At 70.8% G+C, this 14,053-nt stretch carries 19 protein-coding genes; 10 read left to right on the top strand and 9 right to left on the bottom strand.

The features are described 5' to 3' along the window. Positions 1 to 2 precede the first annotated feature (2 nt). The 4 genes from AC3IF1_RS03675 to AC3IF1_RS03660 form a co-directional block, all read right to left on the bottom strand. Positions 3 to 953 carry an FAD binding domain-containing protein gene (locus tag AC3IF1_RS03675; protein ID WP_489215931.1) on the bottom strand — a complete coding sequence of 317 codons (951 nt, stop codon included), beginning with the start codon at positions 951 to 953 and terminating at the stop codon, positions 3 to 5. Further along, the gene (gene paoA, locus AC3IF1_RS03670; protein ID WP_489215929.1) at positions 950 to 1,552 is read right to left on the bottom strand and encodes an aldehyde dehydrogenase iron-sulfur subunit PaoA; all 603 of its coding nucleotides are present in this window, start codon (positions 1,550 to 1,552) and stop codon (positions 950 to 952) included. The genes AC3IF1_RS03675 and paoA overlap by 4 nt, the downstream gene beginning before the upstream one ends. A gap of 267 nt (positions 1,553 to 1,819) precedes the next feature. Beyond that, on the bottom strand, positions 1,820 to 2,020 hold the full coding sequence (locus tag AC3IF1_RS03665) for a hypothetical protein (protein WP_489215927.1): 201 nt from the start codon (positions 2,018 to 2,020) through the stop codon (positions 1,820 to 1,822). Positions 2,021 to 2,196: 176 nt separating this feature from the next. Further along, positions 2,197 to 2,601, bottom strand: coding sequence for an NUDIX hydrolase (locus AC3IF1_RS03660; RefSeq protein ID WP_313900818.1), 405 nt, complete (start codon positions 2,599 to 2,601; stop codon positions 2,197 to 2,199). Between the two features lie 299 nt (positions 2,602 to 2,900). On the opposite strand from AC3IF1_RS03660, the gene AC3IF1_RS03655 reads away from it, so the two are divergent. Next, the gene (locus AC3IF1_RS03655; protein WP_489215924.1) at positions 2,901 to 3,461 is read left to right on the top strand and encodes a CYTH domain-containing protein; all 561 of its coding nucleotides are present in this window, start codon (positions 2,901 to 2,903) and stop codon (positions 3,459 to 3,461) included. Between the two features lie 25 nt (positions 3,462 to 3,486). Here AC3IF1_RS03655 and AC3IF1_RS03650 read toward each other — a convergent pair whose 3' ends face one another. Both AC3IF1_RS03650 and AC3IF1_RS03645 read right to left on the bottom strand, forming a co-directional pair. After that, positions 3,487 to 4,026, bottom strand: a complete 540-nt coding sequence (locus AC3IF1_RS03650) for a hypothetical protein (RefSeq protein ID WP_489215922.1) — start codon at positions 4,024 to 4,026, stop codon at positions 3,487 to 3,489. Positions 4,027 to 4,194: 168 nt separating this feature from the next. Continuing rightward, complete coding sequence (locus AC3IF1_RS03645) at positions 4,195 to 4,434, bottom strand: hypothetical protein (RefSeq protein WP_489215920.1); 240 nt, start codon at positions 4,432 to 4,434, stop codon at positions 4,195 to 4,197. Between the two features lie 352 nt (positions 4,435 to 4,786). On the opposite strand from AC3IF1_RS03645, the gene AC3IF1_RS03640 reads away from it, so the two are divergent. Further along, complete coding sequence (locus AC3IF1_RS03640; RefSeq protein ID WP_489215918.1) at positions 4,787 to 6,358, top strand: ABC transporter substrate-binding protein; 1,572 nt, start codon at positions 4,787 to 4,789, stop codon at positions 6,356 to 6,358. Between the two features lie 542 nt (positions 6,359 to 6,900). Next, positions 6,901 to 8,238 (top strand): MFS transporter, encoded by a 1,338-nt coding sequence (locus tag AC3IF1_RS03635; RefSeq protein WP_489215916.1) that lies wholly within the window; start codon positions 6,901 to 6,903, stop codon positions 8,236 to 8,238. A gap of 233 nt (positions 8,239 to 8,471) precedes the next feature. On the opposite strand, the gene AC3IF1_RS03630 is transcribed toward AC3IF1_RS03635, so the two are convergent. Next, entirely contained in the window at positions 8,472 to 9,314 is an 843-nt protein-coding gene (locus AC3IF1_RS03630; protein ID WP_489215914.1) for an outer membrane protein, read from the bottom strand. A gap of 427 nt (positions 9,315 to 9,741) precedes the next feature. Between AC3IF1_RS03630 and AC3IF1_RS03625 the strand changes: the two genes are divergently transcribed. The 5 genes from AC3IF1_RS03625 (at position 9,742) to AC3IF1_RS03605 (ending at position 12,577) form a co-directional block, all read left to right on the top strand. Then, a complete protein-coding gene (locus AC3IF1_RS03625) occupies positions 9,742 to 10,293 on the top strand; it encodes a GAF domain-containing protein (RefSeq protein ID WP_489220310.1) in 552 nt (183 codons plus the stop codon). Positions 10,294 to 10,386: 93 nt separating this feature from the next. Next, positions 10,387 to 10,536, top strand: coding sequence for a hypothetical protein (locus AC3IF1_RS03620; RefSeq protein WP_243964725.1), 150 nt, complete (start codon positions 10,387 to 10,389; stop codon positions 10,534 to 10,536). A gap of 185 nt (positions 10,537 to 10,721) precedes the next feature. After that, entirely contained in the window at positions 10,722 to 11,102 is a 381-nt protein-coding gene (locus tag AC3IF1_RS03615) for a hypothetical protein (protein WP_243964724.1), read from the top strand. A 147-nt stretch (positions 11,103 to 11,249) separates the two neighbouring features. After that, positions 11,250 to 11,885, top strand: a complete 636-nt coding sequence (locus AC3IF1_RS03610; RefSeq protein ID WP_489215911.1) for a hypothetical protein — start codon at positions 11,250 to 11,252, stop codon at positions 11,883 to 11,885. Positions 11,886 to 12,091: 206 nt separating this feature from the next. Then, entirely contained in the window at positions 12,092 to 12,577 is a 486-nt protein-coding gene (locus AC3IF1_RS03605) for a Ros/MucR family transcriptional regulator (protein WP_489215909.1), read from the top strand. A 69-nt stretch (positions 12,578 to 12,646) separates the two neighbouring features. Here AC3IF1_RS03605 and AC3IF1_RS03600 read toward each other — a convergent pair whose 3' ends face one another. Further along, positions 12,647 to 12,901: a hypothetical protein gene (locus AC3IF1_RS03600; protein WP_489215907.1), complete on the bottom strand. Its 255-nt coding sequence runs from the start codon at positions 12,899 to 12,901 to the stop codon at positions 12,647 to 12,649. 122 nt (positions 12,902 to 13,023) lie between these two features. Between AC3IF1_RS03600 and AC3IF1_RS03595 the strand changes: the two genes are divergently transcribed. Further along, positions 13,024 to 13,272 carry a DUF6894 family protein gene (locus AC3IF1_RS03595; RefSeq protein ID WP_243972885.1) on the top strand — a complete coding sequence of 83 codons (249 nt, stop codon included), beginning with the start codon at positions 13,024 to 13,026 and terminating at the stop codon, positions 13,270 to 13,272. Between the two features lie 41 nt (positions 13,273 to 13,313). Further along, positions 13,314 to 13,592 carry an adenylosuccinate synthase gene (locus AC3IF1_RS03590; RefSeq protein ID WP_243972883.1) on the top strand — a complete coding sequence of 93 codons (279 nt, stop codon included), beginning with the start codon at positions 13,314 to 13,316 and terminating at the stop codon, positions 13,590 to 13,592. Between the two features lie 9 nt (positions 13,593 to 13,601). On the opposite strand, the gene AC3IF1_RS03585 is transcribed toward AC3IF1_RS03590, so the two are convergent. Further along, positions 13,602 to 13,730 carry a hypothetical protein gene (locus AC3IF1_RS03585; protein ID WP_279598635.1) on the bottom strand — a complete coding sequence of 43 codons (129 nt, stop codon included), beginning with the start codon at positions 13,728 to 13,730 and terminating at the stop codon, positions 13,602 to 13,604. Positions 13,731 to 14,053 lie beyond the last annotated feature (323 nt).

The following is a 14,053-nucleotide window of genomic DNA, read 5'->3' as shown; positions in this document are numbered from 1 at the left end:
GCTCAGGCCCTCGCTTGGTTGAGCGCGGCGCCGAGGGTTCGCTCGGCGAGCTTCAGCTTGTAGGCGTTCTCGTGGGTAGGCCCAGCCTCGGCGAAGACCCGGTCGGTCACGGCCTTGGCGCCCTTGGGCAGATCGGCCTCGGCCGCCTCGACCCGCCAGGGCTTGGGGGCGACGCCGCCGAAGGCGACGTGACCGCTGCCGTCCTTGCGCAGGATCGCCGCCACCGAGACCAGGGCGTAGGCGTAGGAGGCCCGGTCGCGGACCTTGCGGTAGATATGCGTGCCCGCCACCGGCTCGGGCAAGGTCACCGCGGTGATCAGCTCGCCGGGCTTCAGGGTCGTGTCGCGCTGGGGTTCGTCGCCGGGCAGGCGGTGGAACTCGGCGATTGGGATTTTTCGCGCGGTGCCCTCGGCATCGATGGTCTCGACCGTGGCGTCGAGCACGCGCATGGCCACCGCCATGTCGCCGGGATGCGTGGCGATGCAGGCCGCGCTCCCGCCGATCACCGCGAGCTGGCGGCTCACGCCGTCGAGCGCCGAGCAGCCGGAGCCCGGCTGGCGTTTGTTGCAGGCCTGGGCGGTGTCGTAGAAATACGGGCAGCGCGTGCGCTGGAGCAGGTTGCCGGCGGTGGTCGCCTTGTTGCGCAGCTGCCCCGAGGCGCCCGCGAGCAGCGCCCGGGCGAGCACCCCGTAATCCCGGCGCACCCGCGGATGGGCGGCGAGGTCGGTGTTGCGCACCAGGGCGCCGACGCGCAGGCCGCCCTCCGCGGTCGGCTCGACCGTGTCGAGGCCGAGCCCGTTCACGTCGACGAGGTGGCGCGGGGTCTCGATCTGCAGCTTCATCAGGTCGAGGAGATTCGTGCCCCCGGCGATGAACTTGGCCTCCGGCGTGCCGACGACGGCGGCGGCCGCCGCGGCGGGGGAGTCCGGGCGCTCGTAGGTGAAGGACTTCATGCCGACCTCCCGGCAACCTCGGTCATCGCCTCGACGATGTTGGAATAGGCGCCGCAGCGGCAGATGTTGCCGCTCATGCGCTCGCGGATCTCGGCCTCGGTGACCGTGAGCGCGGCCTCGAGGTCGGCGGTCACGTGGCTCGGGATGCCGGCCCGGATCTCGTCGAGGACGGCCACCCCCGAGCAGATCTGGCCCGGGGTGCAGTAGCCGCACTGGTAGCCGTCGTGCTTCACGAAGGCGGCCTGCATCGGGTGCAGGGCGTCGGGCTGCCCGAGACCCTCGATCGTGGTGATCTCGGCGCCCTGGTGCATGACCGCCAGGGTCAGGCAGGCGTTGATGCGCCGCCCGTCCACGATCATCGTGCAGGCGCCGCACTGGCCGTGGTCGCAGCCCTTCTTGGAGCCGGTCAGGTGCAGGTGCTCGCGCGCCGCGTCGAGCAGGCTGGTGCGGGTGTCGAGTTCGAGGTCCCGGCGCTGGCCGTTCACCGTGAAGGTGACCTTGGCCAGGACCGGCGCGTCGGTCGGTGCAGGTGTCCGTGCGGACGTGTCCGTGGCCCTGGCGCCGGCGCCCTCGGGCGCGGCGGCGGTAGCTCCCAGCATCAAGTCTCTCCGGTTCAGATCGCGATGGCGCGGGCGGCGCAGCTCCCGCACCCGCGCGCAGGGCGGGATGCGCGGGGAAACCCCCGATACCCTGGATTTGCTCCAAGGTAGGGGATACCGGCGCCGCGATCAGGGGTCAGGGTCCGCCTGGGCCCATCCGTCGCGCCCATGATGCGCCGGGCGCAAGGCGGCGCCGGGATGCGCGGCGGCCAAACGAAAGGGGCCGGCCCGAAGGCCGGCCCCGAGGGCGGGATCGCCGGGGGGCGGTTACTCGGCCGCCGTCATCTCGGGGGTGTAGTGGCCGCACCAATCGGCAGAGGCGACCACCGGCCACAGGCCCTTCGACTCGGGCGCGGGCTGGCTGACGGGCGGGTTGAAGCGGCACAGGCCGGCATCGTTCTGAGCGACGCCCCCGTTGCCCTTGTGCTCGTCGAAGAAACGGCAGGTCTCACACTTCGCGTTCATCATCAGGCTCCCGTGAGGCCGGCGGCCTGGGGCCGCCCGGTCCGGCATTCCGAGGACCGCTCTAAATTTAGAAACGATCCAATCTGATCAACCAACGGCGGAACGCACCGCCGGTTCCCAGAGGCCGGTCAGGGCGGGCGGTGGACGGCGTGCCGGGGCGGGAGCGGGCGGGCGGCCGATCAGGCGCGGCCGTCGCAGGGCTCCGCGGCGAAGCCCGCGAGGAGCTGCTGGAGTTCGTCCTCCTGGACGAGGCGGGCCGCGTCCTCCGGAGCGAACCAGCGCAGGGTCCGCTGGTCCTGCTCCGGCCAGCGCGCGTGCTGGGCCTCCACCCGCAGCGGGTAGACGCGCACCTTGCAGGGCAGCGCGCGGCCGTCGGCGAGGCGCTTCTCGTAGCGATACCAGCCGACCGGATCCGCCGCGATCTGCCCGATCAGGCCGGCCTCTTCGAACGCCTCCCGCTCGGCGGCCCGATGCGCCTTGCGGCCGGACATCGGCCAGCCCTTGGGGATGATCCAGCGTCCGGTATCCCGCGAGGTGATCAGCAGCACTTCGATCTGACCGTCCGGACCGACACGGAACGGCAATGCCGCAACCTGCTTGAGCGGTTTGGCCCGCGCCTTCCGGAGCAGCCTTCTCAGACCGGACTGTTTCGATGCCGTCTTCAGCGCGGACCTCAAGGATGTGAACGCGTGGATTTGCTAACGCCGATTGTGCATTCTATCGACGTTTGGCATGTTTACATAGATAAAGATTTTGGCTTTACATCTATGTCCGGTCGTTAGGGAGCCATGTCCGTAACGCCGAGCGCGAAGCCAGGACCGCCCCTTGCCGTGCGGCGGTTTGTCCGCGAAAGCTCTCGCCCCCAACGACACCGAGTCACGGCATGGCTGTCGAGATCGAGCGCAAATTCATCGCGAGTCCGGCCGTCCTGCCGCTCTGCGAGTCGGGAACGCCGTTCGTTCAGGGCTATCTCTTCACCGACGCCGCCAACACCATCCGCATCCGCAAGGCGGGCGAGCGCATGCTGGTCACGTGGAAGAGCCCGCGGCGGGGCGCCTGCCGCGAAGAGGTCGAGTTCGCCATCGCGCCGACGGACGGCGCGACGCTGCTGGCCCGCGTGCCGGCCGACCGGCGCCTGGAGAAGACCCGCTTCCGGGTCGAGCATGCCGGGGCCACCTGGGACGTCGACGTCTTCGGCGGCGCGCTCTCGGGTCTGATCCTGGCGGAGATCGAACTCGAACGCGAGGACCAGCCCGTGGTGCTGCCGCCCTGGGTCGAGCGGGAGGTCACGGGCGACGCACGCTACCGCAACTCGCGCCTGGCCGGGGGCACGATGCCGGACCGGCCGGCCGCCGAGTCTCGAGTGATCGAGTCTCCGGTCATCGAGTCTCCGGCGAGCGAAGAACCCGGCGGCCCCGTTCCGACGGGATGCCGCGGGGCCTGATCACCGGTGATCCGACCGCGTCCGCTCAGCGGGCGTAGGGCGGGAGACGGCGCTTCCAGCGCTCGCCGAGCCTGAGTTCCTTCGTCCGGCGCCAGGGCGCGGGACGCGGCATCAGCTCCTGGGCGGGTCCGGCCGGATCCGTGAGTCCGGGCAGCGCGGCGATCGGGTCGAGCCGGATGGCGGCCGGGCGATCCTCCGGCACCGGCTGCGCCGCGGGGATCTCCCGGGCGGGCTGCGCCAGCGCAGGGGCCTGTTCGCGCCGCGTCCGGGGCCGGCGCGGGCGGGGCGTCGGTTCGACTTCGATCGGCGGTTCGGCCGTGTTCTCGAACATGGGGACGAGGCTCGGCAGGACGCGGCGGGCCGGTGCCTCCGGCTCCTTCGGCTCCGGCCGCGGGGCCGGCGCCGCCTCGAAGGGCGGCCGCACCGGCTTCGTCTCGGCCTGGACCAGTTCGTGCCACAGAACCTTGGCCGGCCGCGTCTGCGGATCGGCGTCGGTCGGTGCTGTGCGTTGGGTCCGGGCGTGCTTGACTTCGACCATAAATGGCCGCGCGCTACGGCGCTTCATGTATAACGATCCTTGGAAGCATTCGAGCCGCGACGTCGGCGGCACGAACACACTTAGGTTAAGCCTGATCTCGGGAGATGTCCAGAAAGACGAATCCGTATCCGTTGGATTTCTTTGTTCGGACAACCAGAGCGGCGGCGGCGGTGGACCGCCGCGCGTCCGGATCGATCAGGCGGCGCGCATCGCCGTCGAATCCGCCCGGGCCTGCACCGGCCCGGGGAGACCGGCGGCGAACAGGGATTGATACAAAGCCGCCGGCGACCGGGCCCGGCCGCTCCCGTCGGTGATCGTCACCTCGGCCATGCCGGCCGCGATCAGACTCATGCCCTGGTCGAGGGCGTTGAGGACGGAGGCGTGCTGATAGGCGAACCGGCGCGCGGCGAGGCGTGCGGAGACCGTGAAATTCATGGCGCTGCGTGATCCTGGGAACCCCGTCCGGTCACCGGACCGGATGGCAGCGGCGATTTGCCGGCCGGGATCGCGTCCGAGGGACGTCCAGACCGTCGGGCTCGACCGCTCCGACCCCATGAGCGCAAATAAAGTCTTTCTGTTGACAAAACATTGTCCTAACCGCCAACGGCGCGCGAAAGTCGATCTTATCGGGACCAATAAAGTGTTTGTGTTCTTCCGACCGGCCGCACGGGGCACGGGCCGCGGCGGAGGGGGGTCGTCGCGATGCGACACCGTGTACCGTGGGGCGCGTCCCCTGGCCCGGTGCGTGCTACGATCCGGCGGACCTCACCGGGGCGGACAGGCGGGCATGCTCAACAGACGATCCTTCATGGCCCTGTCGGGCGCGGCGCTGGCCGCCCCGGCGCTGGCGCAGGGCACGGCCGCGCGGGTGCTCAAGTTCATCCCGCAGGCCGATCTGACGGTGCTCGATCCGATCTGGACCACCGCCTACGTGACCCGGAACCACGGGCTCGCGGTGTTCGACACGCTCTACGGCACGGATGCCGCCTACGCGGCCCAGCCGCAGATGGTCGCCGGCCACACGGTCGAGACCGACGGCCGGCTCTGGCGCCTGACGCTGCGGCCCGGGCTGATCTTCCACGACGGCACCCCCGTGCTCGCCCGGGACTGCGTGGCCAGCATCGCCCGCTGGGGCAAGCGCGACGCCATGGGCCAGACGCTCATGGCCTATACGGACGAACTCTCGGCCCCCGACGACCGGACGATCCAGTTCCGGCTCAAGAAGCCCTTCGCGCTGCTGCCGGACGCGCTCGGCAAGATCGGCTCCTCGATCTGCGCCATCATGCCGGAGCGGCTGGCCAGGACCGACCCGTTCACCCAGGTGACCGAGATGGTCGGCAGCGGCCCGTTCCGCTTCAAGGCCGACGAGCGGGTGGTCGGCGCCCGGGTCGTCTACGAGCGCTTCGACAAATACGTCCCCCGCGAGGGCGGCACGCCGCAATGGACCTCCGGCCCCAAGCGCGCCTTCGTCGACCGGGTCGAGTGGCAGGTCATCCCCGACCAGGCCACCGCCGCCTCGGCCATGCAGACCGGCGAGATGGACTGGTGGGAGCAGCCGCCGGCCGATCTCGTGCCCACCCTCGGGAGCCTGACGACGCGCATCATCGATCCGACCGGCCTGATCGGCTGCCTGCGGATGAACCAGCTCCAGCCGCCCTTCGACAATCCGGCGATCCGGCAGGTGCTGCTGAAGGTGCTCGACCAGACCGACTTCATGCAGGCGGTGACCGGCACCGACCCCAAGCTGATCCACGTGCCGACCGGCTTCTTCTGCCCCCGGCTGCCGATGGCGAGCGAGGTCGGCCTCGACGCGCTGACGCGCCCGCGCGACGACGCGGCCGCCAAGGCGGCGCTCGCGGCGGCCGGCTACAAGGGCGAGAAGGTGGTGCTGATGGGCGCCTCCGACTTCCCGAGCCTGAAGGCGCTCGCCGACGTGGCGGACGACATGCTCACCCGGGCCGGCTTCAACGTCGACTACCAGATCATGGATTGGGGCTCGGTGGTGCAGCGGCGCGCCAAGAGGGACCCGGTCGCCCAGGGCGGCTGGAGCGCCTTCTGCACCTTCTGGGCGGGGCTCGACCAGGCCAACCCGGCGGTGAGCGCCTTCCTGCGCGGCACCGGCGCGAGCGCCGCGATCGGCTGGCCGACCAGCGCGACGATCGAGGCGCTGCGGGACCGGTGGCTCGACGCCCCCGACACCGCCGCGCGCAAGGCCCTCGCCGACGACCTGCAGCGTCAGGCCTTCGCCGACCTGCCCTACCTGCCGCTCGGGCAGTACTTCAACCAGACCTCGTACAAGCCGTCGCTGACCGGGGTGCTCGACGGCGTGCCGGTGTTCTGGAACGTGAAGAAGGGCTGAGGTGGGACGGCCCGGGCGTCCATCCGGGATCGGACGATCCCGGTGGCGAGGGGCCCGTGACGTCTTACGGGCGTAGGGGGGCCTATAGACGCTCAGGTCAGCCTCGAAACGGCTCGGAAACGCCGCGCGCCCGATGACGGGGCGGGGCGGGGGCGGACAGGTCGAGCGCCGAACACCGTGAGAGGGCTGGGCATGCCGCCCTCTGGACACCCACGATCGCGCGTCGATGGGTGACGGTGTCCGCGTGGGGACCCGATAAGCGGCGCGCGCGTCGTCGACGGTGATGTCGGCGCTCGAAGACGCCGCATCGGACCGGAAGCGTCTCACGGGACTCCCGCCGCGCGCTTCCCAGCCACACCGGGACCGGGTTAAGCAGGACCGGCACAGGTCACCGCCAGAGCTGACCGGCCCGCGAGGAAGCCCCAGACGGGCCCGCCGCTCCCGCCGTCTCCGCGGTGGTGGTGGGCACCCTCCGAGCCTGCGCGGGCCCGGCCGTGATCTGGATCGGTCCGGACCCACCACGCGCGACGAGGACAGGCCCCATGACCGGCCCCATCACAGGCTCCCTGGACGAGACCGCCCTGGAACGCGCGGCGATGCGCCGGATCGGCTGGCGGCTCGTGCCGTTCCTGATCCTCGCCTACTTCGTCTCCTTCCTGGACCGGGTGAATGTCGGCTTCGCGGCGATCCAGATGAACCACGCGGTCGGCCTGACGGCCACGGTGTTCGGCTGGGGCGCCGGGATCTTCTTCCTCGGCTATTTCCTGATGGAGATCCCCAGCAACCTGATGCTGGAGCGCTTCGGGGCGCGGCTCTGGATCGCCCGGATCATGGCGACCTGGGGGGTGATCTCCGCCGCCATGGCCCTGGTGCAGGGCCCGTGGTCCTTCGTCGGCCTGCGCTTCCTGCTCGGCGTGGCCGAGGCCGGGTTCTTCCCCGGCGTGATCCTCTACCTGACCTACTGGTTCCCCTCCGCCTACCGGGCGCGGATCATCGGGATCTTCATGATCTCGATCCCGATCTCGTCGTTCCTCGGCTCGCCGATTTCCGGGGCGCTGCTCAACGTCAACGGTCTGGGTCTCGCCGGCTGGCAGTGGCTGTTCATCCTCGAAGGCGTTCCGGCGTTGCTGATGGCCGTCGCGGTCCTGCGGCTGCTGCCGGACGGGCCGCGGGACGCGGCCTGGCTCCCGGCCGAGGAGCGCGACTGGCTGGAGCGGCGGCTCCAGGCCGAGGCGGCGCGCAACACCCGGGACGGACAGGCGGCGAAGCCACCGCTCCGGGAGGTGCTCCGCGACCGGCGGCTCGCCCTGTTCGCGGCGATCTATTTCGGATCGACGGCGAGCAGCTACGGGCTGTCGTTCTGGACGCCGCAGATCGTGAAGAGCTTCGGCCTCGGCAATGTCGAGACCGGCCTCCTGAACAGCATCCCGTACGGCTTCGCCTCGGTGGCCATGATCCTCTGGGGCCGCCACAGCGACAAGACGGCCGAGCGGCGCTGGCACCTCGCCGTCTCGTTCCTGATCCTGGCGCTGGGGCTCGCGGGCGGCACTTTCCTCACGGGGCTCGGCCCGGTGGTGGCGGCGCTGACCGTGGCGGCGGTCGGCGTCTACATGCTCAAGGGTCCGTTCTGGGCATTGGCCACGGAGCAGATGCCGCCCGCCACGGCGGCGGCGAGCATCGCGGCGATCAACGCGGTCGGCAATCTCGGCGGTTTCCTCGGCCCCTACCTGATCGGCGCGATCAAGGACGGGACCGGCAGCTTCACCCTGAGCCTCCTGCCCCTGGTGGTGTTCGCCCTGCTCTCCGCCGGCCTGTCGCTGGTGCCCGGCCGTACCGCCCGGCCGGAGGAGCCCGGCCTGCGGCGCCCGTCGGCCGCCTGACCGGTCGCGCCGGGCCGCAACCGGACAGGATCCGGCCGGAACGCGCCCTCGCCCCTCTGCGGGGGAGGACAGCCGCGGTGTCTCCGACGTGACGTCTCGAATGCGAAGCTTGAATCCGGAGGCCCAATAGCAGCGCGGCCGCCCCCTCTCGGGAACGGCCGCGCTGACGGTCACGTCGATCGGGGGCCCGACGGGGCGGAGGAGATCCGCCCCGTCGGGCCGTCCGGATGCCCTTAGTACGAGCCGAACTTGTAGTTCAGGCCGGCGCGGACGACGGCGAACTCGTCGGAGCGGCGGCCGATGCCGCTGCTGTAGACGGCGGGGAAGTTGCTGGCGGCATTGATGACGAACGCGCCCTGGTTGCGGGTGTTGCGGTCGAGGTTGACGTACAGGCCTTCGACCTTGAGCGTCACGGCCGAGGAGCGGAAGAAGTTCAGGAACGAGTCGGTGGGGAGCGCGTACTCGACGCCGCCGCCGACCGCGTAGCCGGTGCGGAAGCTGTCGTTGCCGGCGTAGCCGCCGAAGGAGCGGTCGGCGCTGCCCGAGCCGTAGGCGAAGCCGCCGGTGCCGTACACGAGGGTGCGGTCGAAGGCGTAGCCGAGGCGGCCGCGCACGGTGCCGAAGTAGTCGAGGCTCGACAGGCCGCGCGGGTCGGTGACGTAGTAGCCGGGGGCGAGGGCGCCGTTGATGAAGGCGTTGTTCCGGCTGCGGCCGAAGTCGAGGTACTGGGCATCGGCCTCGATGCCGACGACCACGCCCGAGCCCGGGGTGAACTGGTAGTTGTAGCCGATCTGGGCGCCGCCGGAGAAGCCGTCCTGGCTGCGGTTGCCGAAGGTGGCGGTGGTGCCGGCGGCGGCGTAGGGGGCCGGGACGCCGAAGGTGGAGTTGTTGTTGCTGCGGCTGGAGGCGTCGAACGCGTAGCCGGCGTTGATACCGAAGTAGGCGCCCGTCCAGGTGAACACCGGCACGGGGGTGAACACCGGCGGCGGGGCGGCGCGGCGGGGCAGGTCGGCGGCCGAGGCGGCACCGGTCAGGAGGGCCGTGGCGGCGCTCGCGAGAAGAAGCTTCTTGATCATCTGGTCCTCTGTCTCCCGTTTGACGGGATGTGTGCCGGACGACAGGACGTCAGGACGCCATCTGGCGATAGTGCAAGGATGCAACAGCCCCTGCGGAGGTCCGGAACCCCACAGCAGGAAGGTGCGCTAGAACACATCTTCACGTCGTTCTGATTGGTCCATCGGGAACTATTAAGGAATCTCTGCTGCGGCACTCTGTCTTTATAGGCAGTCAATATGCCGGGGCGCGCAATCACCTGACGGCGCCGGTCCGATACCGGAGCCGAACGGGGCACGGCCTGGTGAACCCTATTGCAAGTTGTCGCGACCGCCAGTTCTGACGCGCAGAGCGGGAATCCTCCGGCACCGTCGCCCGCCATCCGCGGGCACCCCGTCGCGCGAAGGCGGCGTCGTGGACGCAGGACGGCGCGTCCGCTATCCCGGCGGCATGGCCGAGACGCATTTTCGCCCCGAGCCGGGCCTGGCGCTGGCCATCGACTCGCTGGAGGCCGCCGCCTCCCTGGAGGCCGCCGCCTCCCTGGAGGAGGTCGTGTCCGTCCTCCGCAGATCCGCGCGGGCGATCGTCGGCTCCGACGGGATCGCGGTGATCCTGCGCGAGGGCGACAGCGCCTACTACGCCGCCGAGGACGCCATCGAGCCGCTCTGGCGGGGACGCCGGTTCCGGCTGACCGAGTGCGTCTCGGGCTGGGCCATGCTCCACGGACAGGCCGCCATCGTGCCGGACATCGAGGACGATCCCCGGGTGCCGGTCGCAGCCTACCGGACCACTTCGATGCGCAGCCTCGTGGTGGTGCCGATCGGCGCGCCTGTCCCGGTCGCCGCGCTCGGCGCCTATTGGTGCGCGTCCGTCATCCCGGATGACGCGACCGTCCGCAGGCTCGAGGCGCTGGCCCGGCGGGCCGCAGCGGCTCTGGCGCGGGTGCGGCGTCCGGCCGAGGCGGCCCGGTCCCGGGAGCCGGCGCAGCCCTCCGGGCGGTGACGGTCGCGGCCGCCGGTGGAATCGCCGGGGATCGATCCGCCGCTTCGGCGGTTCCTCGGCCTCCGCGCTTCCATTGGAAACCCCTGCCTCCTCATGAAGCGCTCCCTCCTCGTCGGCATCTTCGTCGCCCTGCTGGGCGCCATCATCCTGATCGCGGCCACATGGTCGAAGGTCACCCCCGTGAGTCCGGCCGTGTCCCCGGACACCGCAGCGACGCCCAATCCCACCAGCCAGCGGAAGTGACGCTGGACAGCCGTAGGGGACGGCACGGGATCGATCGGCCGGCGGCGCGCACCGGGCCGGCATCATCGAGAGAACAATCTCGACTATAAGCCGGCGAATAAGCCGAGCATTACAAATTCTTGAATTTTGGAACGTACTGCTCCGACAAAAGATTGTGGTTCCGCAACGATCGACGGAGCCCAATCATGCGTATATCTCTCGCTCTTGTCCTCGCGACCCTGCTCGGATCGAGCGCCGTCGCTCAGACCACGGTCACGGGCACACCGGCCGCCCCTGACGCCAAGACGAGCCAGAAATCCGGCGGTCAGGACAGCGTGACGCGGCCGAACACCGACAAGATGACGCCGAACGGCACCGGCACCGTCACGGGCGGCACCGTCCAGCTCGAGAAGGGCGCCAACAGCTTCACGGAGGGCGAGGTCCGCTCGCGTCTCGCGAAGGCCGGCTACGCCGACGCCAAGGATCTCAAGAAGGATCCCGACGGCATCTGGCGCGGCACCGCCATGCACGGGGGCCAGTCCGTCGCCGTCGGCCTCGATTTCAAGGGCAACGTCGCGGCGCGGTAAGCCGTCGGACGCTGACCAGATCCCGCTGATCCCGACCCTCGGTCGGGCCCAGCGAGATCCGGCGGACCAATGCCGCCGCGCCATCGCGCGGGCGGACCTCGATCGCGTCACGCTCATCGCGGTCCGGTATCAAACAGGAGACATCTCATGGCCCAGCAGACCATTACGGCCCTCTACGACCGCTACGAGGAGGCCAGCGCCGCCGTTAGCGAGCTCGAGGGCAACGGCATCCCGCACGGCGACGTGAGCCTCGTGAGCAACAACGAGAAGGACCAGCATGCCGGCCTCCTCGGGGGCGGACATGCGAGCACCGACACCCGCGAGAAGGCCAAGGACGGCACCGGTGCGGGGGCGACCCTCGGTACCCTGGCGGGCGGCGCCGCTGGTCTCCTGGCCGGGCTCGGGCTGATCGCGATCCCCGGGGTCGGGCCGGTGGTGGCCGCCGGCTGGCTCGTCGCCACCCTGACGGGGGCCGGGATCGGGGCCGCCGCGGGCGGCCTCGCCGGAGCACTGACGGGCGCCGGCGTCAGCGAGGGCGACGCGCATACCTACGGCGAGGGCGTGCGGCGGGGCGGGACCCTCGTCACGGTCCGCATCGATCCGGCGCGGACCGGTCTGGCCGAGACGGTGACGGCGGTGCTGGAGCGGCACGGCGCGGTCGACCTCGACGAGAAGGCCAGCGCCTGGCGCGCGGATGGCTGGACGGCCCCGCAGGCGACTGTCGCCGGGACCGCCGCGGGACAGGGCCGGGTCCGGACCTATCCCACGACCACCGGCCTGTGATCGATCGGCGCCCGGCAGATGCGCGTTCCGTGCAGGCCGGCCGGGCGCCTGTCCAGGACTGACGAAGTGGTTCGCCGCGCCTCGCCGAGGGTGAGGCGCGGGCGAAACCGAGCCTATTCGTTAAGTGTTCTGCTTAAATTTACTTCGTTTAAACCCTTGAAGGCTCCAAACGATAAGGAGACGAAGCGCGATCTGAAGGACCCCTCATGAACGACACATACGACAAGGCCGCCGATACCTTCGCCGTGGTCACGGCCGGGCTCGTCGCCGCCTACGTGTCGAACAACCCCGTGCCGGCCGCGGAGCTGCCGGCCCTGATCGCGCGGGTGCACGGAGCCGTCGCCGGCCTCGCCGCGGGTACCCTGCGGCCGGAGACGGGAGCGGCCGCCCAGCAGGCCGATCCGGACCGGCCGAGCGCGGCCCAGATCCGCAAGTCGGTCCGGCCCGACGGGATCGTCAGCTTCATCGACGGCAAGACCTACAAGACGCTCAAGCGCCACCTGACCAGCCACGGGCTCGATCCGCGCGGCTACCGCGACCGCTACGGCCTGCCGGCCGATTACCCCATGGTCGCCCCGAGCTACGCCGAGCAGCGCTCCGCCCTGGCCAAGGCGATCGGCCTCGGACAGCCCGGCGCCATGGCCGAGCGCGAGATCGCCGCGCGCGCCCGAAAGGGTCACGGCACCGCCTGAACGGGATTTCTCCGGCCTGGGCCGGCGGCGGCGAGATCCGGAACGCGGGCCTCCCGACCACCGCCGCCCCTATGGCCGATCCGGACGGGGCGGCACCGCGGCCCCACCCGCCCCCGTCCAGCCGCGGGCATAGCCGCGGGAGATCAAGTCGTCCTGCCGGGCCATGCGCCGCTCCGCCGCATCGAGATCGGCGAGGGCATCCGCGATGGCGGCCACGAGGGCCTCCCAGGCGTTGCCCCGGGCGGCCCGGTGATAGGCGTAGGCGATCACCTCCGCCTCCCGGGGACGGATCTCCACAGGCACCTCGTTAGGATCTGCGTGCATCGCGGTTCGATTCCATCTAGAACATTCCATGAACAAAGCGCATCGGCCGGCCCGGTTCAACCCTCGGTCGGTGGTGGTTCCGGATTGCGGTGGAACGCTGTGGATGGATCGGGGAAACGCCAATGCCGATGCGGCTTTACCGCTTCCACTGCACGGACGGCCACGCGCTGGTGACCGATCTCGGGGGCAGCCGGCTCCCGAACGCCGCGCAGATGCGGGTCCAGGCCGAACGCGTGGCGCTCGCCCTGATGGAGCGGGTCGTCGAGCGGTTCGACTGGTCGCGCTGGCAGGTCGAGGTCTACGACGCGCGGGGGCGGCGGGTCTGGATCAAGGCCTTCTCCGACGTGAACGTCGATGCGCGGGCCGCGTGAGCGGCGCGGCCGCTGGGCCGGGACAGAGAGGGACGAGCAGAATGGCCTTCACGCCGAAATCCGCCGCGCAGACGAAAGCGCGGGATCTGGGCCTCGCCCTCGCCCGGATCGCCGAGGGCGAGGGATTGCCGGCGGTCATCGCGGTAGACCGGCTGCGGCAGGCGAGCCCGCGTCTGACACCGCTCGCGGTCGGCCAGATGGTCCGCAAGGAGCGGGAGACCGTCGCGGCGACCCTGGCCGAACGCGGCCTGACCCTCGCCGACTATTCCGACCACGGCCCGGGCCGCGGCATGACCTTCACGATCGACGCGTCGGAGTGAGCGTTCCGATCAGGCGGCGGCCGGGCGGCTGCGCAGCAGGCGCGCGGCGAGGCGGAACGGCATGAGCGGCAGCTTGAACAGGGCCGTGACCATCAGGACCGCGAGGACCGTCAGGAGGGCCAGGAAGGAGTTGATCATGGGGTCTTCGCCTGCAACCGGGTTGCCCCCGTGGGGCTGATGGCGCCAGGGGGCGCTTGGAACACGGCGAGACTATGAACGTGGCCGGTCCGTCCGGTCGCAGGGGGGGCCGGACGCGCGCTCGACCGCATCGATGGTTCGCCGAAGAAACCGTGCGCATCCCGTCATCTCGGATCGGGACATTCTGGTTTCAGAAGGTCCGTGACCCTGCCGTCGCGCGGGATTGGCTCAGGCGCGCTGATCCCGCGACCCGCGCTCGGCCCAACCCCTTGAAGGGGCCGGGCTCGCAGCCCCTTGGAAACCCAGGACCCGGCGTCGCCGGC

This window comes from Methylobacterium sp. E-012 (assembly GCF_057836545.1).
Note: the sequence above shows the minus strand (reverse complement) of the source record. Positions and strands in the feature narration are given on the sequence as shown.

Excerpts from the sequence above, each read along its gene's own strand:
- AC3IF1_RS03675 (WP_489215931.1), bottom strand. The coding sequence starts at position 953 with ATGAAGTCCTTCACCTACGAGCGCCCGGACTCCCCCGCCGCGGCGGCC.
- paoA (WP_489215929.1), bottom strand. The coding sequence starts at position 1,552 with ATGCTGGGAGCTACCGCCGCCGCGCCCGAGGGCGCCGGCGCCAGGGCC.
- AC3IF1_RS03665 (WP_489215927.1), bottom strand. The coding sequence starts at position 2,020 with ATGATGAACGCGAAGTGTGAGACCTGCCGTTTCTTCGACGAGCACAAG.
- AC3IF1_RS03655 (WP_489215924.1), top strand. The coding sequence starts at position 2,901 with ATGGCTGTCGAGATCGAGCGCAAATTCATCGCGAGTCCGGCCGTCCTG.
- AC3IF1_RS03650 (WP_489215922.1), bottom strand. The coding sequence starts at position 4,026 with ATGAAGCGCCGTAGCGCGCGGCCATTTATGGTCGAAGTCAAGCACGCC.
- AC3IF1_RS03645 (WP_489215920.1), bottom strand. The coding sequence starts at position 4,434 with ATGAATTTCACGGTCTCCGCACGCCTCGCCGCGCGCCGGTTCGCCTAT.
- AC3IF1_RS03640 (WP_489215918.1), top strand. The coding sequence starts at position 4,787 with ATGCTCAACAGACGATCCTTCATGGCCCTGTCGGGCGCGGCGCTGGCC.
- AC3IF1_RS03635 (WP_489215916.1), top strand. The coding sequence starts at position 6,901 with ATGACCGGCCCCATCACAGGCTCCCTGGACGAGACCGCCCTGGAACGC.
- AC3IF1_RS03630 (WP_489215914.1), bottom strand. The coding sequence starts at position 9,314 with ATGATCAAGAAGCTTCTTCTCGCGAGCGCCGCCACGGCCCTCCTGACC.
- AC3IF1_RS03625 (WP_489220310.1), top strand. The coding sequence starts at position 9,742 with ATGGCCGAGACGCATTTTCGCCCCGAGCCGGGCCTGGCGCTGGCCATC.
- AC3IF1_RS03620 (WP_243964725.1), top strand. The coding sequence starts at position 10,387 with ATGAAGCGCTCCCTCCTCGTCGGCATCTTCGTCGCCCTGCTGGGCGCC.
- AC3IF1_RS03615 (WP_243964724.1), top strand. The coding sequence starts at position 10,722 with ATGCGTATATCTCTCGCTCTTGTCCTCGCGACCCTGCTCGGATCGAGC.
- AC3IF1_RS03610 (WP_489215911.1), top strand. The coding sequence starts at position 11,250 with ATGGCCCAGCAGACCATTACGGCCCTCTACGACCGCTACGAGGAGGCC.
- AC3IF1_RS03605 (WP_489215909.1), top strand. The coding sequence starts at position 12,092 with ATGAACGACACATACGACAAGGCCGCCGATACCTTCGCCGTGGTCACG.
- AC3IF1_RS03600 (WP_489215907.1), bottom strand. The coding sequence starts at position 12,901 with ATGCACGCAGATCCTAACGAGGTGCCTGTGGAGATCCGTCCCCGGGAG.
- AC3IF1_RS03595 (WP_243972885.1), top strand. The coding sequence starts at position 13,024 with ATGCCGATGCGGCTTTACCGCTTCCACTGCACGGACGGCCACGCGCTG.
- AC3IF1_RS03590 (WP_243972883.1), top strand. The coding sequence starts at position 13,314 with ATGGCCTTCACGCCGAAATCCGCCGCGCAGACGAAAGCGCGGGATCTG.
- AC3IF1_RS03585 (WP_279598635.1), bottom strand. The coding sequence starts at position 13,730 with ATGATCAACTCCTTCCTGGCCCTCCTGACGGTCCTCGCGGTCCTGATG.